Annotated in this window: 19 protein-coding genes; 9 read left to right on the top strand and 10 right to left on the bottom strand. The window is 71.9% G+C overall.

The window, feature by feature from the left end; genetic code table 11:
* The first annotated feature begins 150 nt into the window (after nt 1–150).
* From ACQPZZ_RS07665 to ACQPZZ_RS07650, 4 genes are all read left to right on the top strand, one after another.
* Entirely contained in the window at nt 151–1,860 is a 1,710-nt protein-coding gene (locus tag ACQPZZ_RS07665) for a hypothetical protein (protein ID WP_432930211.1), read from the top strand.
* A 315-nt stretch (nt 1,861–2,175) separates the two neighbouring features.
* A complete protein-coding gene (locus ACQPZZ_RS07660; RefSeq protein WP_432930209.1) occupies nt 2,176–4,122 on the top strand; it encodes an LCP family protein in 1,947 nt (648 codons plus the stop codon).
* Nucleotides 4,123–4,423: 301 nt separating this feature from the next.
* The gene (locus ACQPZZ_RS07655) at nt 4,424–6,889 is read left to right on the top strand and encodes an acyltransferase family protein (RefSeq protein WP_432930207.1); all 2,466 of its coding nucleotides are present in this window, start codon (nt 4,424–4,426) and stop codon (nt 6,887–6,889) included.
* A gap of 67 nt (nt 6,890–6,956) precedes the next feature.
* Nucleotides 6,957–8,093 (top strand): glycosyltransferase family 4 protein, encoded by a 1,137-nt coding sequence (locus tag ACQPZZ_RS07650; RefSeq protein WP_363639757.1) that lies wholly within the window; start codon nt 6,957–6,959, stop codon nt 8,091–8,093.
* A 7-nt stretch (nt 8,094–8,100) separates the two neighbouring features.
* On the opposite strand, the gene ACQPZZ_RS07645 is transcribed toward ACQPZZ_RS07650, so the two are convergent.
* Both ACQPZZ_RS07645 and ACQPZZ_RS07640 read right to left on the bottom strand, forming a co-directional pair.
* Nucleotides 8,101–8,766: a hypothetical protein gene (locus tag ACQPZZ_RS07645; RefSeq protein ID WP_432930205.1), complete on the bottom strand. Its 666-nt coding sequence runs from the start codon at nt 8,764–8,766 to the stop codon at nt 8,101–8,103.
* A 24-nt stretch (nt 8,767–8,790) separates the two neighbouring features.
* Entirely contained in the window at nt 8,791–9,141 is a 351-nt protein-coding gene (locus ACQPZZ_RS07640) for a hypothetical protein (protein ID WP_432930203.1), read from the bottom strand.
* A gap of 138 nt (nt 9,142–9,279) precedes the next feature.
* On the opposite strand from ACQPZZ_RS07640, the gene ACQPZZ_RS07635 reads away from it, so the two are divergent.
* Nucleotides 9,280–11,271, top strand: coding sequence for a histidine kinase (locus ACQPZZ_RS07635; protein ID WP_432930201.1), 1,992 nt, complete (start codon nt 9,280–9,282; stop codon nt 11,269–11,271).
* The gene (locus ACQPZZ_RS07630; RefSeq protein ID WP_432930199.1) at nt 11,259–11,903 is read left to right on the top strand and encodes a response regulator; all 645 of its coding nucleotides are present in this window, start codon (nt 11,259–11,261) and stop codon (nt 11,901–11,903) included. The genes ACQPZZ_RS07635 and ACQPZZ_RS07630 overlap by 13 nt, the downstream gene beginning before the upstream one ends.
* On the opposite strand, the gene ACQPZZ_RS07625 is transcribed toward ACQPZZ_RS07630, so the two are convergent.
* Complete coding sequence (locus ACQPZZ_RS07625) at nt 11,882–13,123, bottom strand: RNA polymerase sigma factor (protein WP_432930197.1); 1,242 nt, start codon at nt 13,121–13,123, stop codon at nt 11,882–11,884. The genes ACQPZZ_RS07630 and ACQPZZ_RS07625 overlap by 22 nt on opposite strands.
* Entirely contained in the window at nt 13,107–13,475 is a 369-nt protein-coding gene (locus ACQPZZ_RS07620) for a YciI family protein (protein WP_432930195.1), read from the bottom strand. Before ACQPZZ_RS07620 ends, ACQPZZ_RS07625 begins: the two co-directional genes overlap by 17 nt.
* A 149-nt stretch (nt 13,476–13,624) precedes the next feature.
* On the opposite strand from ACQPZZ_RS07620, the gene ACQPZZ_RS07615 reads away from it, so the two are divergent.
* From ACQPZZ_RS07615 to ACQPZZ_RS07605, 3 genes are all read left to right on the top strand, one after another.
* Nucleotides 13,625–14,374, top strand: a complete 750-nt coding sequence (locus tag ACQPZZ_RS07615) for an acetoacetate decarboxylase family protein (RefSeq protein ID WP_432930193.1) — start codon at nt 13,625–13,627, stop codon at nt 14,372–14,374.
* A gap of 131 nt (nt 14,375–14,505) precedes the next feature.
* Nucleotides 14,506–17,724 carry a BTAD domain-containing putative transcriptional regulator gene (locus ACQPZZ_RS07610; protein ID WP_432930191.1) on the top strand — a complete coding sequence of 1,073 codons (3,219 nt, stop codon included), beginning with the start codon at nt 14,506–14,508 and terminating at the stop codon, nt 17,722–17,724.
* Between the two features lie 441 nt (nt 17,725–18,165).
* Nucleotides 18,166–19,365 (top strand): cytochrome P450, encoded by a 1,200-nt coding sequence (locus ACQPZZ_RS07605; RefSeq protein WP_432930189.1) that lies wholly within the window; start codon nt 18,166–18,168, stop codon nt 19,363–19,365.
* Between the two features lie 45 nt (nt 19,366–19,410).
* On the opposite strand, the gene ACQPZZ_RS07600 is transcribed toward ACQPZZ_RS07605, so the two are convergent.
* From ACQPZZ_RS07600 to ACQPZZ_RS07575, 6 genes are all read right to left on the bottom strand, one after another.
* Nucleotides 19,411–20,292 (bottom strand): ion transporter, encoded by an 882-nt coding sequence (locus tag ACQPZZ_RS07600; protein WP_432930187.1) that lies wholly within the window; start codon nt 20,290–20,292, stop codon nt 19,411–19,413.
* Nucleotides 20,293–20,388: 96 nt separating this feature from the next.
* A complete protein-coding gene (locus ACQPZZ_RS07595) occupies nt 20,389–21,270 on the bottom strand; it encodes a glycosyltransferase family 2 protein (protein WP_363639731.1) in 882 nt (293 codons plus the stop codon).
* 180 nt (nt 21,271–21,450) lie between these two features.
* Nucleotides 21,451–22,209: a CDP-alcohol phosphatidyltransferase family protein gene (locus ACQPZZ_RS07590; protein WP_432930184.1), complete on the bottom strand. Its 759-nt coding sequence runs from the start codon at nt 22,207–22,209 to the stop codon at nt 21,451–21,453.
* Complete coding sequence (locus ACQPZZ_RS07585; RefSeq protein ID WP_432934310.1) at nt 22,187–23,227, bottom strand: iron-containing alcohol dehydrogenase family protein; 1,041 nt, start codon at nt 23,225–23,227, stop codon at nt 22,187–22,189. Before ACQPZZ_RS07585 ends, ACQPZZ_RS07590 begins: the two co-directional genes overlap by 23 nt.
* Nucleotides 23,228–23,271: 44 nt before the next feature.
* On the bottom strand, nt 23,272–24,003 hold the full coding sequence (locus ACQPZZ_RS07580) for a sugar phosphate nucleotidyltransferase (RefSeq protein ID WP_142561593.1): 732 nt from the start codon (nt 24,001–24,003) through the stop codon (nt 23,272–23,274).
* Nucleotides 24,004–24,096: 93 nt separating this feature from the next.
* Nucleotides 24,097–24,762, bottom strand: coding sequence for a DUF5941 domain-containing protein (locus tag ACQPZZ_RS07575; RefSeq protein ID WP_432930181.1), 666 nt, complete (start codon nt 24,760–24,762; stop codon nt 24,097–24,099).
* Nucleotides 24,763–24,892 lie beyond the last annotated feature (130 nt).

Raw genomic sequence — 24,892 nt, 5'->3', positions numbered from 1 at the left:
CGTCCCGTGGCCCGGCCTTCACCGGGCGGCCCGCCCGCCGCGCGCGTCGCCCTTGTCCACAGGCATGAGGTTGTCCACAGGCGCGGCCGGGGCGCGCACGGGGCTTCCGGGGAGCCGGTAGCGTACGCCGGAAGGCAGGCAGGGGGGTACATGAGGGTGTCGGACAGCCTGGGCTCGGCGCCCTGGCCGGAGCGAGACGAGCCTCCACACGAGCCTCCGCGCGAGCCTTCATACGAGCCCCCGCACGGCCGCCCCGGGCCCGCCCGGCTCGGGCACCGGCTGCGCGGGCGTCTGGCGCCCCGCGATCCGCTGCACCCGCTGGCCTGGGCCCGTGCGGATCTCCCCGGGTGGGCGCGCCGGCATCGATGGTTCCTCGTGGTCCTCGGTCTGGGGGCGCTCCTGCGGCTGGTGACCGCTCTCGGGTACCGGCCCGCGCTGTGGTTCCCCGACTCCTACACGTACGTCGTGACGGCCATGCGGCCGAGGCCCGACCTCGTCCGCCCGGCGGGCTATTCGATGTTCCTGAGGCTGCTGGAGGCGTTTCACAGCTTCGCCCTGGTCGTGACCGTCCAGCACGTGCTGGGGCTGCTCGTCGGCGTGATGCTCTACGTGACCGTGCTGCGACGCGGCGGCCCCCGATGGGCGGCCGCCCTGGCCTGCGTCCCGGTGCTGCTCGACGCGTACCAGATCGAGCTGGAGCACCTGCTCGTCTCCGACTCGCTGTTCACGTTCCTGGTCGTGGGAGCGGTGTGCCTGGCGATGCGCCGCCCGCTGACGCCGCGCTCGGCCGCCGCGCTCGGTCTCGTGCTGGCCGCCGCCACGCTGACCAGGACCGTCGGGCTGCCGCTGATCGCGGTCTTCGCGCTCTTGCTGCTCGCGTACGGCGTGCGCCGGGCGAGCGGAGCGATGCGCCCGGGCGGGGCGGTGGCCAGGCTCACCGTGCCCTTCCTGGTGGCGGCGCTGCTGCCCGTCGCGGGCTACGCGGGCTGGTTCTACGCGACCTACCAGCGCGTCGGGCTGGTCGGCTCCAACGGTGTCTTCCTCTACGCCCGCACGATGTCGTTCGCCGACTGTTCGGTGATGAAGCCGCCGGCCGACCTCGCCGTGCTGTGCGACTCCCGGCCTCCCGCGTCCCGGCCCGCGTCCCAGGAGTACATCTGGAACGCGCAGTCCCCCCTGGTCCGGCTGCCCGGCATCACGTTCACCGAGGAGACCGACGCCCTGGCCGGGAGGTTCGCCTCTCTCGCGATCCGCAGCCAGCCGCTCGACTATCTGAGCAGCACGCTCGCCGAGCTCGGCAGGTCGTTCACACCGGGCCGGCCGGTCTACCCCGATGCCGAGACGTACGGGTACTACGAGTTTCCGGCGACCGTGCCGCCGCCGCCCGGGCGGCACCCCGCGGTGGTGGGCAAGGAGTTCGCGCAGCGTTACGAGCGTGGCTCCCTCACGGTGCGCATCTCCGAGCCGTTCGCGGGCGCGATGCGGGCCTATCAGGACGTCGCGCGACTGCCGGGCGCGCTGCTGCTGGCGATCCTCCTGGTCCCCCCGGCCGCCTGGGCCGTCAGGGCCCTGTCGGTGCGCGGGTCCCGGAGGGCACGCGCGACCCGCGCGGCGTACGCGGGTCCAGAGCCCGCGAACCGGCCCTCTCAGAACCGGCGCGCTCAGAACCGGCCCTCCTCGGGACGGGCCTCGCCGAGGTACGCCCCCGGGAGTTGGGGCATCGCCTGGGTGACGGCCTGGGCGCTGCTGCTCGTCCCGCCCGCCACGGCCCAGTTCGACTACCGCTACGTCCTGCCCGCGGTGCCGCTCGCCTGCCTGGCCGCCGCCCTGTCCGTTCGGGGGCTCCACCGACGGACCTGACGGCTACGACCTGGCCAAACGGCCCACACAACATCAAATTCAGGTAAAGGCAAACTCATTCTCATACCCAAAATGTCGGCGTTTAGTATGCTCTGCCCCTGGATCAGGGGGGCGTGGCACGGCGTGATCGCGGCCCGGATCCTCCCAATCGCGGCGCCCGCAGATGCTCCCGTGACCTACCCTCGGAGCGCGACGTGTGATCGCCAGGCAAGGAGGACAAGTGTGCGAGCGAACCAGTAATCCTTCCGGCCTCTCGCCCGCTCCTCCGGTCACCACACACCGGCGTCCGGCTGCCGGTTCCCTGGCGGGCGCGCGGTGAGCGAGCGCAGGCGCGTCGCCGCGCGTACCAGTCCTCCGCAGGCTCCGTCCGACCAGAGAGTCTGGGGTCCCCCGGACGCCGGCTCCTACGACGGGGCCTTCGAGCCCCCGCGAGGCCGCGGATCGGCCCCGGCGCCCGCCGGATACGCCGACATGCCGGTGGCCGCCGCCCCCGCCGGCTACGCCGAGATGCCGGGTAGGCGAGGCGGGCAGCGCCCGCCCCGGGACGACCACCCTCCGGAGGTCTACGACGAGGGACGCCGCCGAGGCGGGCGGCGCACCGAGCCGAGCGGTCCGCCCGAGCCCCCGTACGACCCCTCGTACGAGGAGGAGCCGCCGCGGCGTCGCGGCCGCAGGCGCGGCGGCGACGAGGAGACCGGCCGCAACCCGGTCTCCACCGCACCCACCGTCGCGAGCCGTGCGGCCGGGGGCGGCGCTCTCCCTCCGGACGGCAGGCCGCCTCGCCGGCGTGGCGGAGGCGGTGGCGGCGGCGGCCGGTCCCGCCTCGGGATCGGCGGATGGATCAGCGTCGTGCTCACGTGCGTGATGGTGATCGGCACACTGACGGCCTACAAGGTCTACCGGAGCACCATCGGCCTGTTCAACGTGGGCAAGTCCGGCGACGACCTCGACAAGAACCGCCCCGTCAACGAGACCGGCGCGATCAACGTGCTGCTCGTGGGCTCGGACACCCGTGCGGGAGACAACAAGAAGTACGGCCAGCACCTGGTCAACGACGGCGAGCGCACCGACACGATCATGCTGCTGCACGTGTCGCCCAACCGTGACGGGGCGACGCTGCTCAGCTTCCCCCGCGACTCCATGGTGATGATCCCCGCCTGTTACAACAGGAACAGGACGGTCGTCCCCGCGCATCTGGGAATGATCAACTCCGCGTTCTCCGACGGCGGGATGATCTGCACGCGACGGACCATCGAGAGCCTCACCGGGATCCGCGTCCACCACTACGTGAAGGTCGACTTCACCGGCTTCAAGAACATCGTGAACGCGCTCGGCGGCATCGAGATCTGCCTGCCGCAGGCCGTCAACGACAAGAAGTCGAAGCTCACGCTCCCCGCCGGCAAGCAGACCGTGAAGGGCGAGGCGGCGCTCGGCTATGTGCGGCTGCGTTACGGCCTCGGCGACGGCAGCGACATCTCCCGGATCAAGCGCCAGCAGGTCTTCATCTCCCAGGTCGTGAAGAAGGCGACCAGCAGCGCCCTGCTCACCGACCTCGGCAAGCTGCAGAACTTCATCGCCGCCGCGGCGAGGTCCGTCACCATGGACGACGCGCTCAACACCGAGGAGCTCCTCAAGATCGCGCAGAGCGCGCAGAAGCTCTCGGCGAAGGGCTTCAAAGCAACCACCGTGCCGTGGGAGCCGTACGTCGCCGACAAGAACCGCGTCCAGTGGAAGCAGCCGGCCGCGGGCAACCTCTTCAGGGCCATCGCGAACGACACCGAGGTGGCCCCCACCGCCTCCGCGAGCCCGGCCGCGTCCGCCGCGCCCTCGGGGCCGGTGGTCACCAAGCCGCAGCAGGTCAAGGTGCAGGTGTTCAACGGCACCAACACGAACAACCTGGCCAAAGAGGTCGCCGAGGAGCTGACCGGGCTCGGCTTCAACGTCGTCGGCGTCGGTGACGCGAGGAAGCCCGGCGGCATCGACCAGCCGAAGACCATGGTCCGCTACACCGGTCAGGGCTGGAACTACTCGAAGATCCTCGTCGGCAAGCTGGTCAACCCCGTCAGCCCGGAGACCGGCAAGGTGGCGAGCGGCGTAGTCACGCCGTTCACCCCGTCGTCGCCCCCGCCGGACGCGCCCAAGGGCAAGGTGCGCGGGCCGATCATCCAGCTCGTCATCGGCGCCGACTGGAAGGGCGTCCGCTCCCCCATCAACCTGGGCGACAACGTCGTCACCTCCGACACCAACCCCTGCGCGAGCTGACGCGCCCTGCCCACCACCCGGCCGGGGCTCCAGGCCGACCACCTTGGCGGAGGAGCCCTGGCCCGGTCCGTGTCCGGCGGCCTGACAGAGGAACACGACAGGTGTCACGTTGGTTACGTTCGGCCCCAGAGGCGACATCAGCGTTCAAGAACGTTAGGGTGAGCACCTGGCGAACGCGCCCTGTTCGCCCGTTCGGGCTGATGCGCCGGGGCGCCTTCGCTAGTGTCCGAAAGGACGCGGCGACGCACCCCAGGTCGTGGCCGTTCCCCGAGCCTCCAACAGATAGCTGAGCGTTTCTCCCGTGAGTGACCCCCGCCATCAATCCCCGGTTCCCGGTTTCCCCCAGGGCGTCGACCCCGATGCCGAAGAGGCTCCCACCGGAGTGATAGGCCGCATCACCGGAGAGTGGCCCGCCCCGGGCGGCGGCCTGCCGCAGCGGGAGCCGAAGACCGCGGACCGCCCGCAGACACACGAGCCGCATGAGCACGGGCGGCACGAGGGCGGTCTCCCGGCAGCCGGCGACGAGAGCCCGGCCGCGCCGCCGCACGGGCGCCACGAGAGCGGCGAGAGGGCCGAAGAAAGCGCGGCGGGCGCGACAGCCGCGGAAGCGTTGAGCACCGAAGGCCCGGGTGCCCCGTTCACCGGTTCCGCCCCCGCCGAGGCCGCGCCGCACGACAAGGCGTACGAGCAGCCGTACGAGAAGCCGCCCCTGCCCACGCGCAAGCCGCGGAGCGCGGGGGACCGGAGTTCGGCGTCCATCGGTTCGGCGCCTGTCGGTTCGGCGCCCGCCGGCTCCGGGACGCAGGACAAGCCGTACGAGAAGCAGCCCCTGCCCGTACGGAAGCCGCGCAAGCCGGGCGCCTCCCGCCTGGGCATGCCGCCCGCGTCCGCCCCGCAGCCGGAAGGCTTCGACTACTTCTCCGCGGGCCGGGGCCCGGACCGGCGTAACGCGGAACCGCAGGGCACCCCGCCCATGAGCGCCACCGAGGCCCCCGCGTGGCCGCAGGCGTTCCCCGACAACGGTCCCCGCAACCTCTCCGACGCCTTTCCCGGCGTCGGCCGGCGGTCGCCGGGCGGCGCACGAGACGGCTTCGGCTCCCAGGACGGCGCCGACGTTCCCACGCCTCCCTTCGGTGACTCTCCCGCCTTCCCCGCGCCGGCCTTCGGTGCCGGGCCCGAGCCGCTGGGAACCAGGTTCCCCGGCTTCCCAGAACCCCCCGGCTTCCCAGAACCCCCCGGCTTCCCAGAACCGCCCGCTTTCCCAGAACCGCCCGCTTTCCCCGAGCCTCCGGCGTCCGCGGCGTCCAGGACGGCGAACCCCTTCCTGGACACCCCCCCGTCCGGCGCGGGCCCCGCCTTCCCGCCGGACGATCCCTTCGGCGCCGTTCCGTTCCCCGATACCGCCCCCGGCCCGCGCGGCGGGCGCGGCGTGCCGGACGCCTTCCACGCAGCCGCCCCGGCGGCCTTCAGCCCCGCGCCCACGCCGGACGCACCGGCCCACGCGTGGCCCGGCCAGGACGCCGATCCCGCGCAGTGGGATCCCTGGCGACGCTCCTCCCCCGACGGCGCCGACGGCGTGAACGATCCCCGCCAGACCGGTCCGCTCGGCAGGCCGCTGCGCGCTCCGCTGCCCGCCTGGGCCGAGGCACCCGTCCGGCCGGACGACCCGTTCGCGCGAGGCACGGGACAGCGGGACGGGCTGGAGGACGAGCCCGAGCCGGAGCCCGCTCCCCGGGCCAAGAAGCCCCGCGACCCCTACCTGGACAACGTGAAGTTCGTCGGCATCGCCCTGGTGCCGATCGGGCACTCGCTGGTCCCGACGCTGGCGGCCGACTCCTCCCGGGCGGCGTATCTATTCATCTACGTCTTCCACATGCCGCTGTTCGTCATCGTCAGCGGCTACCTGTCCAGGAACTTCTGGAACTCCAACGCCAAGACCAACAAGCTGGTCGACACGTTCCTCGTGCCCTACGTGATCGTCGAGCTGGGGTACGCCCTGCTGCGCACCGCCTTCGGGCACAAGTTCAGCCTCACGATCATGGACCCGGCCTGGTTGAACTGGTATCTGCTCGCGCTGCTGTTCTGGCGGCTGTCCACACCCGTGTGGAAGCGGATGAAGTACCCGTTCGTCATCTCGATCGCCGTGTACCTGTTCGCCGGGTTCTCCGAACTGTCCGGCGACTTCAGCATGGACCGCTTCTTCGGACTGCTGCCGTTCTTCGTCCTCGGCCTCGTGCTCAAGCCGGAGGTCTTCGACTTCCTCAAGCAGCGCTGGGTGATGGTGCTGTCGGTGTTCGTGCTGGTGGGCGCCGCGGGCGTGGCGATCTTCCTGGTGAAGAACTACTCGATCAAGCTCGGCCCGATCTACTACAAGGACAGCTACAAGGACCTCCACCTGGTCTGGTGGAAGGGCATGCTGCTGCGCACCGGCCTGCTGGTGGCCGCGCTGGCCATGTCGGCGGCCGTGATGTCGCTGGTCCCCCGGCGCCAGACCTGGTTCACCGACCTCGGCACCCGCACGCTCTACTGCTACCTGCTGCACGGCGTGCCCGTGATGATCGCCAAGGAGATGGGCTGGCTCAGCTTCTCCTGGCTGTACGGCCCGCTCGGGGTGGCGGCCATCGCGTGCTCCTGCTTCGCCCTGGCCATCGTGCTGTGCCTGCCGGTGACCCGCAAGGCGTTCAAGTGGCTGCTCGAACCACGGCTGGTCTGGCTGTACAGAAGGCCGAGCGGGCAGGTGCCGCGGCCGGCGAACACCGGAAGTTAAGCCTCATTTCGGGAGGCATTCACTTCGCACATCCGGTCACTTCGGATGACGCGGTCAGCCTCCCCATATGAGGGTATGCGTCGGCACGACAGTCCATCACCCGGAGGACGCGCGGATCACCCACCGGCAGATCCGGGCGCTGCTCGACGCGGGGCACGAGGTGACCTTCGTCGCGCCGTTCACGCACTGCAACGTGACGCCGCGGCCGGGCATCCGGGCCGTCGACGTGCCGCGGGCGGTGGGCCTGCGCCGGGGAAGGGCGCTGCGGGCCGCCGCCTCCGCCCTGCGCACTGCGGCGCGGGACGCCGACCTGCTGCTCGTGCACGACATCGAGCTGCTGCTCGCGCTGCCGCGCAGGCGGCCTCCCACGGTCTGGGACGTCCACGAGGACACGATCGGCGCGCTGGGCGCCAAGACGTACCTGCCCGGGCCGTTGCGGAGCGTCCTGCCGCCGCTGATCCGCGCGGTGGAGGGCCGGGCGGAGCAGCGGCTCCACCTCATCCTCGCGGAGGAGTCCTACCGTGAGCGCTTCCCCGGCGCGCATCCCGTGGTGCCCAACCACACGTACGTACCGCCGGCGCCGCCCCCGCCGCCCGGGGACTCCCGCATCGTCTACGTGGGTCACATCTCCCTGGCGCGCGGCGCGGCCGAGATGGTGGAGATCGCCCGGCGGCTCCGGCCGTACGGCGTCCGCCTGGACCTGATCGGACCGGCGGACGCCGCGGTGCGTCCGATGCTGCGCGACGCGCAGCGCGCGGGGCTGCTCGACTGGTTCGGATACGTCCCCAACACCCACGCGCTGCGGATGGCCGAGGGCGCCCTGGCCGGGCTGTCCCTGCTGCACGATGTGCCGAACTACCGCGAGTCGACGCCCACGAAGGTCGTCGAATACATGGCCCGCGGCGTCCCCGTCGTCACGACCCCGCTGCCGAGGGCGGCGTCCCTGGTCGGCCGGGTCGACTGCGGGACGATCGTGCCCTTCGGCGACGTCGGCGCGGTGGCCGACGCGGTCGTGCAGTGCGTGCTCCGCCTGCGCGCGGACGCCGAACGGCGTGCCGCGATGGGCGTCCGGGGCTACGTCGAGGCGCTGAACCATTACCACTGGCCCGCCGTGGCCGGGGAGTTCGTCGCCCTGCTGGAGCGCTGGGCCCAGGCGCCGAACCACGTTCCGGCCCTGAGCCCCGGCCGTACGGTCCCGGCCTGACCGCCGCTCAGGGCCGGCGGGACGCGGACAGCAGGCGCAGCCCGGCGACGGCGAGGCCGGCGGCCTGGGTGAGCGCGCCCGCGACCTCGAACCACTCGGTGCCGGCCACGAGCCCGATCACGTGCAGCGGCGGCCACGCCATGATCGCGGCGGCGGCCCAGAGCGGCACCACACGGGTACGGAGCAGGGCCAGCCCGAGCAGCAGCGTGCCGGCCAGGTTGCCGAGCACGAAGAGCAGGAACACCCAGACGGCCGACGGGTCGCTCTGGGCGCCGTCGAGGACCGCCGCGTAATCCGCGAGAGGACCCCCGCGCTCGACCATGACGGTGGCGGTGATCCCCGATAGGGCGACGGCGAAGTAGCAGATGTATCCGGCCGCCATGAGGGTCGCGCCGAGGAAGCCGAGCCTGCTGCTCCGGTCTCCGATGAGCCGCCTGGCGCCGAGGACCGCCGGGACCATGAGCAGGCTGCCCAGCATCGCGGCGACGGTGGCCAGGCGCATCTCGCCGGGGTGAGCCGCCGTCAGCGCCAGCGCCTGCGCGCCGGTGGCGTCGCTTCCCCCGTGGCGTGTGGCCCAGGCGTACGCCGCGTTGGCGACGACGAAACCCCACGGCGCGGTGAACAGCGCCAACGCGAGCGGCGCATGACGAGTGTGCGGCGGAGCCGTGTCCATGGACTCTCCTTGGGCCGGGACGGGTCAGGCGTGGGAGCGCAGGGCCGGGGCGAGGAACGCGACGCAGGCGAGGGTGAGCGCGATGCCGGCCGCGGCCACCGCGATCGCCGGCGCCGGGACCCCGTCGGCGAAGAACGCCGGCACCGCGGTGAGCGCCGACAGCAGCCTGGTGACGATCACGGCCACCACCCCGGCGCGGCTGCCGCGCCAGGCCGGCACGACGCCCACCACGGTGATCAGGCCGAGTACGCCGTCGGCCAGGGCCACCGCGAACGGCGGGTGCTCGCCGTCGCCGAACGGCACGGAGATCACGTCGATGAGACCGAACAGGCCGGCGATGACCAGGCCGATGACGAGAAGGACGGAGCGTTTCATGGGCTTCTCCTGAGCTGCGGGATACCGATGTCCGCAGTGTGCGCGCGCCGGCCCCGCCGGCGGATCCGGGCCGCCCCCGGTCCGATCTCCGTGCTGGCACGTATTCACCCCGGCCGCCCCGCGGCCTACGGTGTGCTCGTGGCACTCCCCCGTCTGCTCGCCTACGCCGCCGCGATGCTGGTGTGCGCGCTGATGGGCGCCCCGGCGGTGCTCGCCGTCGCCGGCGACGGGACGGTGGCGCCGGACGGCATGGCGCTGGTGATCGGCGTCGCGCTCGCCCTGCCCTCCGTCGTGCTCGGCGTGCTGGTCGCCGCCCGGCGTCCGCGCAGTGTGGTGGGCCTGCTGCTGGTGCTGGCCGGTGCGACGACCGTGTACGTCGCGGTGGGCGAGTCGTACGCGAGCCTGGCCGTGCGGCGGGGGCTGTTCACCGAGGTCTACGCCGCGCTGTCGCAGGGCGACTGGATGTTCCTGTATGTGCCCGCGGCGCTGCTCATGCTCGTCTTTCCCGACGGACGCCTGCCGGGCCGGCGCTGGCGCTGGGCCGTCGCCGGGCTGCTGGTCGTGCCCGTGCTGTTCATGCTGATCGCGGCGTGCGTCCCCGAGGCGTATCAGCCGCCGTTCGAGAACACGCCGCACCTGCTGCGGCCTCCACCGGCGTACCTGCCGGTCCTGGAGATCGTGGGCGTAACGCTGCTGCCGGTCTTCCTCGGACTGCTGATCACGTCGGCGGCGGCGATGGTCATCCGCTACCGGCGGGCGGCCGACGAGGTGAGCCGGGCACGGGTCAAGTGGTTCGCCCTCGGCGCCGGTTTCCTGCCGCTCACGCTGCTGCTGTGCTGGGCCGGTTACCTGTTTTTCGGCGGCCCCGACCTGGCGGTGGTCGGCCTTTCGGCGACGGCCGTGGCGATTCCGGTGTCGACCGCGATCGCGGTGCTGCGTCACGACCTCTACGACGTCGACCGGGCGATCAGCGCGGCGGTCACCTACGGCCTGGTGACCGCGGTCCTGCTGGCCTTCTACATGGCCGCCTCGTTCCTCGTCGGCTTCGGCGCCGGGCGCGGCTCGCCCGTCGCGGCGGCGGCCGCCACCGCCGTCTGCGCCGCCGCGCTCTCTCCCCTGCGCGTACGGCTACAGCGCCGGGTGGACCGGCGGCTCTACCCGGCCCGGCAGGCCGTGCTGACCGCCGTCGCGCGGCTGCGTGACCGCATGCACGCCGGGCAGGCCCGGCCGGAGGAGCTGGAGGCGGCACTGCGTGACGCGCTGCGCGACCCGGAACTGCGCGTCGGCTACCGGCTGCCCGGCGCGACCGGGCTGGTCGACGCGGCCGGAGAGCCGTTCGGCCCCGGTGACGCCGGTGACGCCCAGGTCACGCCGGTGCGGCTCGGCGGCCACGAGATCGGTGCGCTCGTGCGCGGCCGAGCCGGAAGCCGGGAGCTGCTGCGCGAGGCGGCAGACGCGAGCGCGCTGCTCATCGAGGTGGTGCGGCTGCGGATCGAGGTGAGCCGGGCGCTCGACGAGGCCGAGGCCAGCCGGACCCGGCTGCTGCACGCCGGTTACGAGGAGCGGCGGCGGCTCGAACGCGACCTGCACGACGGGGCCCAGCAGCGCCTGGTGTCTCTCGGCATGGCGATCCGGCTCGCGCAGCGCCACCTCGGCGGCGGCACGGCCGGCGTCGACGCCCTGCTGGACGAGTGGGTGGCCGAGCTGGCCGCCGCGGTCACGGAGCTGCGGCAGATCGCGCACGGCCTGCGGCCGAGCAGCCTCGACGACGGTCTCGGCAACGCGCTGGTCATGCTGGCCGGGAAAGTCCCGGTGCCCGTGGCGCTCGACGTGTCGGCCGGCGACCTGCCCGACGACGTGGCGATGACCGCCTACTACGTCGCGAGTGAAGCGATGACGAACGCCGTCAAACACGCCGGTTCCGCCGCGATCGGCGTCCGCGTCAGCCGGACCGCCGACCGGGTCACCGTACGGATCAGCGACGACGGGCGGGGCGGGGCCGAGATGCGGCCGGGGGCCGGGCTGGCCGGCCTGGCCGACCGGGTACGCGCGGCGGGCGGCGCGCTGCGACTGTCCAGCCCGGAGGGCGGCGGGACGACGGTGGAGGCGGTGCTGCCGTGCGCGTCGTGATCGGCGAGGACTCCGCCCTGTTCAGGGAGGGCCTGGCCCGTCTGCTCGCCGACGCCGGGCACGAGATCGTGGCCAAGGCCCATGACGCCCCCGGGCTGGTCGCCGCCGTGGACGCCGCCGCTCCCGACCTGGTCGTCGCGGACATCCGGATGCCGCCCGACCACACCGACGACGGCGCGCGGGCGGCCCGGCGGATCCGCGACGCCCACCCCGGCCTCGGCATCGTCCTGCTCTCCCAGCACGTCGAGACCCGGCACTCCGTCGATCTGGTGTCCCGCGGCGGGTTCGGCTACCTGCTCAAGGACCGGGTCTTCGACGTGGACGACTTCCTCGACACGCTGCGCCGCGTGGCGGCGGGCGGTTCCGCGCTCGACCCCGAGGTCGTCTCGCGTCTCATCGGCGTACGCCGGGCCGCCGATCCCCTCGCGTCGCTCAGCGCGCGCGAGCGAGAGGTGCTGGCGCTCATGGCGGAGGGCCGGACGAACGTCGGCATCGCCCGGCGGCTCTACCTGACCGACCGGACGGTGGAGACCCACGTCAGCTCGATCCTCGCCAAGCTCGGCCTGCCCGGCACGGAGGAGGACCACCGCCGCGTGCTGGCCGTCCTGCTCTACCTCAATTCCCGCACCTGACGCAGGCGGCGGTCGAGGAAGGCCCGCTCGGAGGCGTTCCTGGTGCGGGCGATCGCCGCCTCGTACGCCCGCGCGGCCTCCCCGGCCCGGCCGAGCCGCCGCAGCAGGTCGGCCCTGACGGCATGGAACAGGTGGTAGCCGTCCAGGTCGAGACCGTCCACGAGGGCGAGCGCGGCCTCCGGCCCGTCCACCTCGGCCACCGCGACGGCCCGGTTCAAGGCGACGACAGGGTTCGGGGCGAGGGCGAGCAGGTGGTCGTACAGGCGCAGGATCTGCCTCCAGTCGGTGGCGGCGGCGATCGGCGCGTCGGCGTGGACCGCGTTGATCGCCGCCTGGATCTGGTAGGGCCCCGGCCGGCCGCGCCGCAGGCACGCCCGCACGATGTCCTGGCCCTCGGCGACGAGCGCGCGGTCCCACCGGCCGCGGTCCTGCTCCGGCAGCGGCACGAGGTCGCCGGACGGGGTGGTGCGGGCGTCGCGCCGCGCGTGGACGAGCAGCATGAGCGCGAGCAACCCCATCACCTCCGGCTCGTCGGGCATCAGCGCGGCCAGCAGGCGGCCGAGCCTGATGGCCTCCGCGCACAGGTCGTCGCGGGCCAGCCGGTCGCCCGCGCTCGCCGTGTGCCCCTCGGTGAAGATCAGATAGACGACGGCGAGCACGGCCCTGAGCCGCTCCGGCAGGTCGGCCTCCCGCGGGACGCGGTACGGGATCCCCGCGTCGCGGATCTTGGCTTTGGCCCGGACCAGCCGCTGGGCCATGGTCGGCTCGGGGACCAGGAACGCCCGCGCGATCTCGGCCGTGGTGAGGCCGCCGAGCAGGCGCAGCGTCAGCGCGACCCGGGCGGCCGGGGCGAGCGCGGGATGGCAGCAGGTGAAGATCAGGCGGAGCCGGTCGTCGTGCACGGCACCCTCCTCGGCCGCTTCGTCGTCGGGGTCGTCAGGGGCGTGCAGCAGGGCCGCCCGCGCGTGCCGGTCCGCACGCAGGGACTCACGCCGGTGGCGGTCGATCACCCGGTTGCGGGCGGTCGTGATGATCCAGCCGGCCGGGCTCGACGGCGTCCCGTCGCGCGGCCAGCGCCGCACCGCCTCGGCGAACGCGTCCTGGACCGCCTCCTCGGCGACGTCGATGTCGCCGAAGTGGCGGACCAGGACCGCGACGGCCCTGCCGTACTCCTCGCGGAACACCCGCTCGACGCCGGGGTCCCTACTGCCGGTCGTCATCGCCCTCCACGACCCCGGCGAACGGGCGCACCTCCACGGGGAGCGTGGTGGTGCGGGCGAGCCTGCGGCCCCACTCAAGCGCCGCGTCGAGATCGGGCGCCTTGATGATCGTCAGCCCACCGACGTGCTCCTTGCCCTCGGTGTAGGGACCGTCGGTGACGAGCTCCTCCCCGTCGCGCACCCGCACCACGGTCGCCGTGGCCGGGTCGTGCAGCCCGCCGGAGAAGACCCACGCCCCCGCGGCGCGCAGTTCCTCGTTGAGGACCGCCAGGTCCCGCATGATCGGCTCCAGGACCTCCGGCGGGGGCGTCCCGCCGTCGGGCTGCTGGATGCTGAGCAGATAGTGCCTCATGGTCTCGTCCGCCTCCTCGGCGAGGCCCGCCCGGCGCGGGCCCGTTCACCTTCTACACGAACGGCCGCCCCGGAAATCGACATCAGCACTGGCACAACCTTGCCGCCGTACGGCTGTCGCCCGGCCGCCGGGCTTGCTGTACTGGAACCATGGCAAGCCATGTCGTCCAGGGGCGCAGGGTCGAGACGCCGGTGGAGGTCCGCGACGCGTCGGTCTGCCTCGCCGCCTTCCTGGTGCGGGCCGACGCCGCCCGCGCCGTCCTCGCGTACTCCAGGATGGACGTCACCGAGGTCCTGCCGGGCAAGGCCCTGTGCTCGCTGGTGTTCGTCCGTTACCACGACTCCGACCTGGGCTCCTACAACGAGTTCGGGGTCACCTTCCTCGTACGGCCGGCCGACGCGGGCCCTCCGCCGAGACGCGGTCCGCTGGCCGGGCTGAGGGACCTGCGCGGGGCGGGGTCGGGCGCCTTCGTCCACTGGCTGCCGGTCGACCAGGCGTTCACGCTGGAGGCCGGGCGGGCCGTCTGGGGCTTCCCCAAGGAGCTGGCCGACGTGGACCTGCGGCTCGGCTCGCCGTACAAGCGGTGTCTGCTCCGCAGGGACGGCCGGATGGTCGTCGACCTGCTGATCAGGCCGGGCATCCCGGCGGCGCCCGCGCCGCTGCTCGGCGCGGCCCTTGACGCGCCGGACGCCTACGCCCACCTGGACGGCGTCACCCGCCGCATCCCCTGGACGGCCCGCGCCCGGGGCATCCGCTGGCGGCCGGGCGGCGCGCTCATCCGGCTCGGCAACCACCCGATCGCCAAGGAGCTCAGCGAGCTCGGCCTGCCCCGGCGGGCCCTGATGACGGCCACGGCCGAGCACGTGTCGATGGCGTTCGAGGAGCCGGGACCGGTGTGACGCCGCCACGGGTCCTCCCGGCGGCCCTGGATACGGCGTGGAGGGACTGCGCGGCGCCTATCCCGCACCCTGCGGGCGACGGCGGATGCGGTCCCGGCCGAACACGGGTGGTGTGCGAGACAATCACTGATGTGCGAGTCGGATTGCTCGGGCCGTTCGAGGTCCGGAACGGCGATGGCGCCGTGGTGGAGGTTCCCGGGATCCGGCTGCGCGCGCTGCTCGCCGCACTCGCCCTCGAGCCCGGCCGGATCGTCACACGTGCGAGGCTGGTGGACTGGATCTGGGGGGAACGGCCGCCCGCCGACGAAGTGAACGCCTTGCAGGCGTTGGTGTCCAGGCTGCGCAGGGTGTTGCCCGACGGTGCGATCGAGGCGGATTCCGGCGGCTATCGGCTGGCCGTGGCTCCCGATGCCGTGGACGTGTGCCGCTTCGAGCAGCTGGTCGTTCAGGCCCGTGCCGTCGAGCCCGCGGCGCGGGCCGAACTGCTGCGGTCGGCGTTGGCACTGTGGCGCGGCACGGCCATGGCGGACATCGCACTGCGGGACAGCGACGCGTTCGACGCCGTGGTCGCGCGTCTGGACGAACTCCACGTGGCCGCGCTCGGGGACCGCGTGGATGCGGACATCCGCCTCGGCCGCGGCTCGGAGCTGGTCTCCGAGCTGACCCGGGTGGTCGCCGCGTTTCCGCTACGGGAAGGGTTCGTGGCGGCCCTGATGCGGGCGCTCGCCGAAGCGGGGCGTACGGCCGAGGCGTTGACCGTGTATCAGCGGACGCGCGAGCGGCTCGCCGAGGAGCTGGGCACCGATCCGTCGGCCGAGCTCTCCGCGCTGCACACCGCGTTGCTGCGGGGCGAGCTGGGCGAGCGGGCCGACAGCCACAGGACGAACCTGCGCGCCGAGCTGACGAGTTTCGTCGGCAAGGACGACGACGTCTCCGCGGTCGCCGGTCTGGTCGTCAAGCACCGGCTGGTCACCTTGGCGGGGGCGGGCGGCTCCGGCAAGACGAGGCTGGCCACGGAGACCGCGCGGACGATGCTCGCGGAGCTGCCGGACGGGGCGTGGCTGGTCGAACTGGCCCCGGTGCGGGCGGGCGGTGAGCTGGCGCAGGCCGCCCTCACCGCGATCGGCCTGCGCGACCAGGCGCTGCTCGGCGCCGCCCGGGGTGGGGAACCGGTGGACCAGCTCATCGCCGCGGTCCGGGAGCGCGCGATCCTGCTGATCCTGGACAACTGCGAGCACGTGATCGAGGCGGCCGCGGCTTTCGCGGATCGGCTTCTGGGAGAGTGCCGGAGGCTGCGGATTCTGGCCACGAGCAGGGAACCGCTCGGTATCACCGGGGAGGTGCTGTGGCAGGTCGAGCCGCTCGCGCTGCCCGCGAAGGGAGCGGACCCCTCCGAGATCGGCTCCTCGCCCGCCGTGCGGCTGCTGCGGGACCGCGCGGGTTTGGTGCGCAAGGACATCGGCTCCGACGCGCACACCTTGTCGGCCATCGCACGGATCTGCCGGGCGCTCGACGGGATTCCGCTGGCGATCGAACTGGCCGCGGCGCGGCTGCGCACCATGTCCGTCGATCAGCTGGCACGCCGGCTCGACGACCGGTTCCTCCTGCTGACCGGCGGCAGCCGAACGGCGCTGCCCCGGCACAAGACGCTGCGCGCGGTCGTGGACTGGAGCTGGGATCTGCTGACCGAGGCCGAACGTCGTGTGCTGCGGCGGCTGTCGGTGTTCTCCGGCGGGGCGAGCCTGGAAGCGGCCGAACGGGTCTGCGGGGACGACGCGGGGGATGAGGCGTTCGCCGGCGAGCAGGTGCTCGACGTGCTGACCACGTTGATCGAGAAATCGCTGCTGCTCGCCGACGGTGAGGGCACGCCGCGCTACCGGATGCTCGGCACCATCAGGGAGTACGCGGCGCACCGGCTCGCCGAAGCCGGGGAGACCGAGCGGGCGCGCCGGGCGCACCTCGCCTACTTCGTCGAGCTGGCCGAGACGGCCGATCCGCACCTGCGCCGGGCCGAGCAGCTGGAATGGCTGGCGAGGCTCGAGGCCGAGCACGACAACATCAGCGCGGCCCTGCGCGGGGCGATCGCCGAGGGATGGGCCCAGGAGGCGATGCGGCTGGTCGGGGCCGCGGGCTGGTACTGGTTCCTCACGGGACACAGGGCCGAGGGCACCGAGTTGAGCATCGCGGCGGCTTCGCTGCCCGGTGAGGTGCCCGACGAGGTGCGGGCGATGGCGTACACCATCGTGGTGGTGTTCGTGTCCTCCAGGGTGGGCGGTGATCAGTTTCAGGCGCGGGAGTGGATCGAGGAGGCGCATCGGCTCGCCCAGCGCAGCGGGTATCGCAATCCGCTGCTCGGGTTCGTCACGCCGCTGGAGCGGATGCTGCAGGGCCCGGCGGAGTTCCTGCCCGCGTTCGAGCCGCTCATCGGCGACGACGATCCGTGGGTGCGCGCACAGGCCAGGCTCGCTCGTGGCCGGCTGCGGCTCACGCTCGGCGGCGACGAGACCGATGTGGACCTCGACGCCGAGATCGGCCTCGCCGAGTTCCGTACGCTGGGTGAGCGGATGGGGATCTCGCTGGCGCTGACCTTCCTGGCCGATCGGCTCGCCATGCGCGGTGAGTTCGCACGCGCGTGCGAACACTACGAAGAGGCGGCTGTGGCGCTGACCGAGGTGGGCGCGACCGAGGACGTGGTCGGTCTGCGGGCGCGGCAGGCTCAGCTGTACTGGCTGCTCGGCGACGAGTCGTCCAGCACCTCCGCGATGGCCGAAGCGCAGCGGTGCGCGAGCGGGATCACCTGGCCGGGCGTGCTCGGCGAGCTGGCGTTTTCCGCGGCACACCTGGCGCGCTGGCGCGGTGAGCCGGACCAGGCGCGCCGGCATCTGGCCACGGTGCGCGCGACGCCGGACAACAGGGCGATGGACCGATCCGCCCGTGCCAGGACCATGGACCTGTACGGCTACCTCACCGAGGATCTCGCAGAGGCCCGCGAGTATCGGATCGAGGCGTTCCGCGCGGTTGTGGATGTGATGTACCCGCCGATGATCGCCGAGGTGTTGATCGGGATTGCGGATCTCGCGCTGCGCCAGGGAGACCACGAGCAGGCCGCGCGACTGCTCGCGGCGAGCGACGCCGTGCGCGGCACGCCGGATCGTTCGCAGCCGGACGCTGCCAGGATCGCCGCGGATGCACGGAATCACCTCGGTGAGCCCGTGTTCACCGAGGCGACCCGTGACGGAGGGAGGCGGGATTGGCGCGAGCTGGCCGAGATCGCGCTCGCTTCTCGAACGACGCGCGCGCCCACAGGTAGCCGACCAACGCCAGCCCCGCGCACCAGGCGATCGCCGTGATGGCCGAGCCCGCCGACGGCGCGCCGGTCAGCAACCCGCGCAGGCCGGTTGATGAATCCGGTCGTCATATCGGAGTTCACCGCGATCGCGGTGGCGCCGATGCCGTAGCAGATCGTCGTCAGCATCAACCCCGGTGTCGCGTAGTCGGCGTAGTCGACGCCGACGCTGAACGCGCCGCCGAACACGTAGACCATCAGGAACATCAGAAAGACCGGCATGACGACGCCGTTGAACAGCGCCATCGGATTCCGCATCGTGTGCCGGAAGTTGCGCCGCAGCATGGTCCCGGAATCCGCGATGACGTTCATCGGGCGTTGACCTCCTTGGCTGACACGGCGACGGCCCTGTATCAGCTCGACGACGGCGCGGTGTCAGGGCGGTCGGCGATCGTGGAAACACGCACTCTCGCGAGTGAAACCCCGGCCCACAAGAGGAATGACCATGGTCCACACCGTCACCGCCCTGCCGACGGCACGTCAGCGCGGCTGCCCCTTCGACCCGCCGGCGGAGCTGATCGACGCCCGCCGGCACGGCCCCATCAGTCGCTACCCCTTCCCTGACGGGCACCAGGGCTGGCTGATCACCGGATACGACCTGGTCCGGTCGGTGCTGGCCGACTCGCGGTTCAGCTCGCGCAAGGAACTCATGATCCACCACCCGTCCATCGACTACACCGGCGTGGAGGTCCCTCCGGCGCCGCCCGGCGAGTTCCTCCTCATGGACGAGCCGCAGCACGGGCGCTATCGCAAACCGCTGGTGGGCAAGTTCACCGTACGGCGGATGCGGCAGCTCACCGAGCGCGTCGAGCAGATCACCGCCGACCACCTGGACGCCATGGAGGAGGCCGGGCCGCCGGTGGACCTGGTGACCGCGTTCGCCAAGCCCATCCCCTCCATCGTGATCTGTGAGCTGCTGGGCGTGCCGTACGAGGACCGGGGCCGCTTCCAGGACCAGATCGACACGTTCCTCGGCGGGGAGACCAGCGACGAGGACCTGATAGCGGCCTACACCGCGACCCAGCACTACCTCGCGGAGCTGGTGGCCGCCAAGCGCGCGAACCCCACCGACGACGTGCTCAGCGACCTCACCGGCAGCGATCTCACCGATGAGGAGCTGAGGGGGATGAGCCTGATCCTGCTGGCGGCCGGGTTCGACACCACCGCGAACATGCTGGCGCTGGGCACCTTCGCGCTGCTGCGCAACCCGGAGCAGCTGGCAGCGCTGCGCGCCGATCCCGCGCTCACCGACCGGGCCGTGGAGGAGCTGCTGCGTTATCTGAGCGTCGCCAAGACGTTCATCAGGACCGCGCTGGAGGACGTCGAGCTCGGCGGCCAGACCATCGAGGCCGGCACGACGGTCATCCTGTCGTACAACACCGCCAACCGTGACCCTGAGCGCTTCACCGATCCCCACGTGCTCGACCTCCGCAGGCAGGACGGCGGGCACCTGGCCTTCGGCCACGGCATCCACCAGTGCCTGGGCCAGCAGCTGGCCCGCGTCGAGATGCGGGTGGCGTTCCCCGCGCTGCTCAACCGCTTCCCCACGCTGCGCCTGGCCGTACCGGCTGAAGAGGTCGGCCTGCGTCCGGAGACCGCGGACATCCACGGGGTGAAGAGCCTCCCGGTCACCTGGGACGCGTGACCGAGAGCCACGCGAAGGCGCCCGTAGCAGGAGTGGTGCCCGGCTTCACGGGTCGTGGCGGCAGGAGCAGCGGTCCACGTGCGAGGGGGTGTCAGAGCCCGAGCGACGGGCGTCCGCGGTCACCGGCAGGCCGGCCGCCAGCCGGTCGACCTTCTCGCTCAGCGCCCTGATCTCGTTCATGACCGCGATGTGCTGCTCCAGCTCCAACGCCTGGTCGTCCTTCCACCGCTGGGCGTTGACCTCGGCCTCCATCGCGGAAACGATCACGCCGATGAGCAGGTTGAGCACGAAGAACGCCGTGATCACGATGAATGTGGCAAAGAAGATCCACGCCAGCGGCTCCTTCGCCATCACGTCCTCGGCCACCTGCGGCCAGTTCTCGACCGTGAGCACCGTGAACATGGTGAACAGCGACTTCCCGAGATCCCCGAAGTACTGCGGGGCCGCTTCGCGGAAGAGCTGTTCGCCGATCACGGACGCCGTGTAGAGCGACAGCAGCAGGAGAACCACGGCCGAGGCCAGTCCCGGAATCGCGGCGAACAGCGCCGAGACCACCCGCCGCATGCCCGGCACCACGGAGATCAGCCGCAGCACGCGCAGGAACCGGAAGAGCCGCAGGATCGACAACGACTCGGAGGCCGGCACGAGGGCCACGGCGACGATGATCAGGTCGAACCAGCTCCAGGGGTCGCGGAAGAACGCCTTGCGGTGCACGACGATCCGCAGGATGATCTCGACGACGAAAATGCCGAGGATGACCCGGTCGATCACGAGGAAGGTCGTGGCGTGGCGGTCGGCCAGCTCGGGCGACGTCTCCAGCCCGAGCGCGATCCCGTTCAGCGCGATGACGGCGATGACCGCACGTTGGAAGACCGGAGAGTCGACGAAAACGCGGAGCCGTTCGCGGTGGAAAACGGGCAATCCCACACCCCAGAAGATCAGGCAGATTAAACGCCCGAAATTGTACAGTTTGGGGTTGACCCCGGCTCCGGGGACCGTGACCGCCGACGCCCCGGCCGCGCGCTAGACGATGGGCGGGCGGCCGAGGCGGAGCATGCGCCAGGCGGTGCGCCAGGCCATGGGACGGCGCTCGCCCGCCGGCTCGCGCAGTCCTTCGAAAAAGCCGCGGAACCACGCCTTGATCGCGGGCACCGAGCGCTCGCGTACGAGCGTGAGCACGACCCAGTTGAGCAGGTAGAACAGCGCGAGGGGCCACGGCAGGTTGCGCCGGGCAAGCCACACCCGGTTGCGGGCGTTCAGCCGGTAGAAGTCCGTGTGACGGGACGGCAGCACCAGCGGGTGGTACATCACCGTGTCGGCGTCGTACTCGATGCGGTACCCCTCGCCCAGCAGGCGCCAGGCGAGGTCGGTCTCCTCGTGGGCGTAGAAGAATTTCTCCGGCAACCCACCGACCTGCAAAAACGCCGACTTTCGGATGGCGCAGGCGCCGCCGAGGAAGGTCGTCACCGGGGAGGACCGCTCGGGGTCGCCGGCCCGCAGGCGGGGAACGTGCCGCCGCTGCACCGAGCCGCCCTCGGGGTCCATCACCCGGAAGCTGATCACGGCGAGGTCGGGCTCGTGCGTGAACCGCTCACGGACGTGCGCGGCCACCTTGGGGTTGGCGTACCAGCCGTCGTCGTCGAGGAACAGGACGATGTCGCCCGAGCACTCCTGCACACCGCGGTTGCGGCCCTCGGGAATGCCGGCGTTGTGCTCCAGCCGCACCGTCTTGATAGTGGCGGCGGAGCCGGGGAGCGGCCGGACGGTCAGCTCCGGCACGTCCGCGCCGTTGCCGACGATGACGACCTCGATGTCGCCGTCGGTCTGGGTGAGCGCGGACTCCACCGCCCGGTCGAGCTCAGCGATCCTGTTGCCCATGGTGAGGATGACACAGGAGATTTTCACCGCGTCACTGCCTCGACGTTGGGCGCACTACACACGACTTCATGATCACCGAGTCTGTATGGCCGGGCAATCCGGAATCTGCCTGGTTTACCGTGGCACAAGGGTATCGGAACTGCCACCAAACCCCTACCCAACCGCGAATGTACGGCCGGTCGGCACGCCGCGCGGTAACCGGCGCGCTCATGAGAGCCGCCGGGACGCGAGGATGCTGACCAGGTGCAGCACGAGCTGGACTCCCGCGATGACAACACAGGCGACCACGAGGATCCGCGTGGCGGAGAACCAGTTGTCGAGCACCGCCGCGATCACGACGATCAGCGACAGCTCGACGGCCTGGATCACCCGGTGGAACCGCAGCACGGCCGCGGCCCTGCGGGCGAGCGCGAGCCGCGGTGAGGTGAACTGCTGCGCCGCCGCCTCGGTGGTCGCGACCAGCCCCGACCGGGCGCGGGCGACGTCGACCAGGTCGGTCTCCGACTTGATCAGAATCGCGCCGAGCGCCGCGGCCACGCCGATCACGGTGTACCAGTCGGGCAGCGTCTCCGAGGCCCGGAAACCCAGCCCGATCAGCAGCGCCGCCTCGGCGAAGTAGTGCCCGACCCGGTCGAGGTAGACCCCGGTGATCGAGGTGCGGCCGGTCCACCGGGCCAGCTCCCCGTCGGAGCAGTCGAGCAGCAGGTAGATCTGGATGAGCAGGGCCGCGCCCAGCGCCGCCCAGAAGCCCGGAAGTGCGAGCACGGCGCCCGCCGCCACCCCGCACAGGATCATCAGGCCGGTGACCTGGTTCGGCGAGATGGGGGTCTTGGCCAGCAGCCAGGTGGCGTAGATGGACAGACGCCGCATGTACAGCAGGCCGGCCCAGTGCTCGCCGCTGCGGCGATCCATCGTGGTCTGCGGCTGGGCGACCGCGCGGAGTTCAGCGACCGACGGCGCGGACATAGTCCTCAACTCTCCCCCGGACCTCGCGCTCCGACAGGCGGAGGTGCTCAAGGATGGTGTAGCGGCCGGGCCGGGTGCTGGGGGCCAGCATCACCGCGGCCGTGAACTGATCGGTCGTCAGGCCGACGTCGCCGGGCGCGACGGGCAGGCCGTGCCGTCTGAGACAGGCGGTCACCTGGCCGAGTCGGTGCGTGTCCTCCCGGAGGAAGTAACAGAACGCCGCACCGATGCCGGCCAGCTCACCGTGATTGGAGGTGCCGGGGAAAAGCTGATCCACAGCATGAAGGATCTCATGATCGCCACCACTCGCCGGACGGCTTGACCCCGCGATGACCATCGACATCCCCGACAGGATCAGCGCTTCCGCGAGCACGGTCAAGAACGCGTCCGCCTCGATCGAGTCCGGCCGGCCCAGCACGGCCTCGGCGGCGGTGCGCGACATGGAGATCGCCAGCCCGTCGATGGGCTCGCCCCGCTCGATGTTGCCGAGCTGCCAGTCCTCGATGGCCGACAGGTTACTGAGCACGTCGCCGATTCCCGACCGGACGAGCGAGGGCGGGGCGTCGTGGACGAACTCGAGGTCCACCATGATCGCCAGCGGCATGGGCACGCCGAACGAGCCCTTGCCGCCCTCGTACACCAGCGATGCCACCGGCGAGCAGATGCCGTCGTGCGAGAGGTTGGTGGCGACGGCGACCATGGGGATGCCGGCCAGCGACGCGGCGTACTTGGTGGCGTCGATCGTCTTGCCGCCGCCGACGCCGACCACCGCCTCGTAGTTGCCCTTGCGCAGGTCCGCGCCGAGTGACACGGCCGCGTCCACGCTGCCGTCCGCCACCCGGAGCACCTTGGCCTCACCCAGCGACGGCGCGATGACCTCCGCGATGCGGTCGCCCTGCCCCACGCCGACCGCGACCGCGACCCGGCCGGAGGTGGCCACCCTGCTGTCGGCGAGCAGGGTGCCGAGCTGCGCGATCGCGCCCCGCCGCACCTCCATCGTGAGTGGGGCGGGGAGCATCCTTGCCAGAATCGGCATGCGAACTCCTCAGATGGCCGCGGGGATCAGTAACGGCACGCGATCTCACGGGCCTTCGCGAGGTCGTCGTGGTTGTCCACCTCGACCCACTCGACCTTGCCGATCGGCGCGACGGCGATCTTCTCGCCGCGCTCGACCATCTCCTGGTAGCCGTCCTCGTAGTAGAGCTGGGGGTCGCGTTCGAAGGTCGCCTTCAGCGCGTCGGCGAGGCGCTCGGCCGCCCCCGGCCGGATCAGCGTGGCGCCGATGTACTCGCCGTACGCCTCGGCGGGGTCCATCAGCTTGGTGATCCGCTTCAGGCGGCCGTCCTCCAGCGTGACCTTCATCTCCTCGTCGGCCAGCGACTTCACGTCGTCGACGGCGAGCAGGATGTCGGAGGTGTCCTCGGCGGCCAGCAGGGTCCGCTCCACCGACACGGGGTGGACGGTGTCGCCGTTCACCAGCAACGCGCCCTGCGAGAAGTAGTCACGCGCGCACCACAGCGAGTAGGCGTTGTTCCACTCCTCGGCCTTGTCGTTGTGGACAAGCGTGAGCTTCACCCCGTGGCGCCGCTCCAGGTCGGCCTGCCGCTCCCGTACGGCCTGGGCCTGGTAACCGACGATCACCACGACCTCGCGGAGGTCCACGGCCGCCAGGTTACGCAGGGCGATGTCGAGGATCGTGGTCTCACCGTCGACCGGCACCAGCGCCTTGGGCAGCGTGTCGGTGTACGGCCGCAGGCGACGTCCGGCTCCGGCGGCCAGCACCATTCCGAGCAATTTCCCGCACTCCTTGAGGTCGAGCGTCAGACAGTAACCCCAAAGGTTAGTTGGCTCGGCACCCCGGTTGGGTAATCCACCGTTGGTCTGACGTTAATCGGCGGGTGCCGGTTCCACGGCCTCGTCGGGCGTGCGGGGGGCGGCGAGCCAGCAGGTCAGGCTCTCCCAGCCGAACAGGCACCACAGGTAGAGGGCGAGCAGGACGAACACGACCGGCACCAGGCCCAGCAGGCCGCCCAGGGCGACGACGAGCATCCGGCCGTCCCAGCCCAGCCCGGCCGTCGCGAGCCACGGCGGCGGATACACGTGCTGGCGCAGCCGATAGACCGTGTCGTAGTGGTGGAAGGCCATCGCGCCGAGCAGGGCGACGATGAGCACCGGAGGGACGGAGCGGGCGAACCCGGCCGAGGCGATGAAGCCGTACTCGGTCAGGCGCAGGATCGGGGGCGCCAGCCAGTCGAGCCGGCCGTCGTGGCGGTGCGCGCTGCCCGCCCCGGCCAGCAGTAGGGCCACCGCCGGGGCGAAGACCGCGAAGTCGTCGGCTCCGGCGACGCCGAGCACCAGCAGCACCGCGGTCACGAAAGCCCCCGCGACCGCGGGCGGCAGCGGCGGGAGCTGCCCGGCGACGAGCAGCCCCATCGCCTTCGCCAGCGGGCCGTCGTCGCGGTAGGCCGCCACGACGCCGCGCGGCACCGGGGTCATGTGGACGGAGATCGCGCCGCGGCCCTTCCCTCCGGCCTCGCGAGGGCGGCGGCTCATGCCATTTCCTCGCCTTCGGCTCGGAGCGGCATGCGCCAGGCACTGTGCCCACTGATTCGCTCGCTACGCTCGCTCATGCCATTTCCTCGCCTTCGGCTCGGAGCGGCATGCGCCAGGCACTGTGCCCACT

The sequence above is a fragment of the Microbispora sp. CA-135349 genome, from assembly GCF_050947365.1.
Classification (GTDB): domain Bacteria; phylum Actinomycetota; class Actinomycetes; order Streptosporangiales; family Streptosporangiaceae; genus Microbispora.
Note: the sequence above shows the minus strand (reverse complement) of the source record. Positions and strands in the feature narration are given on the sequence as shown.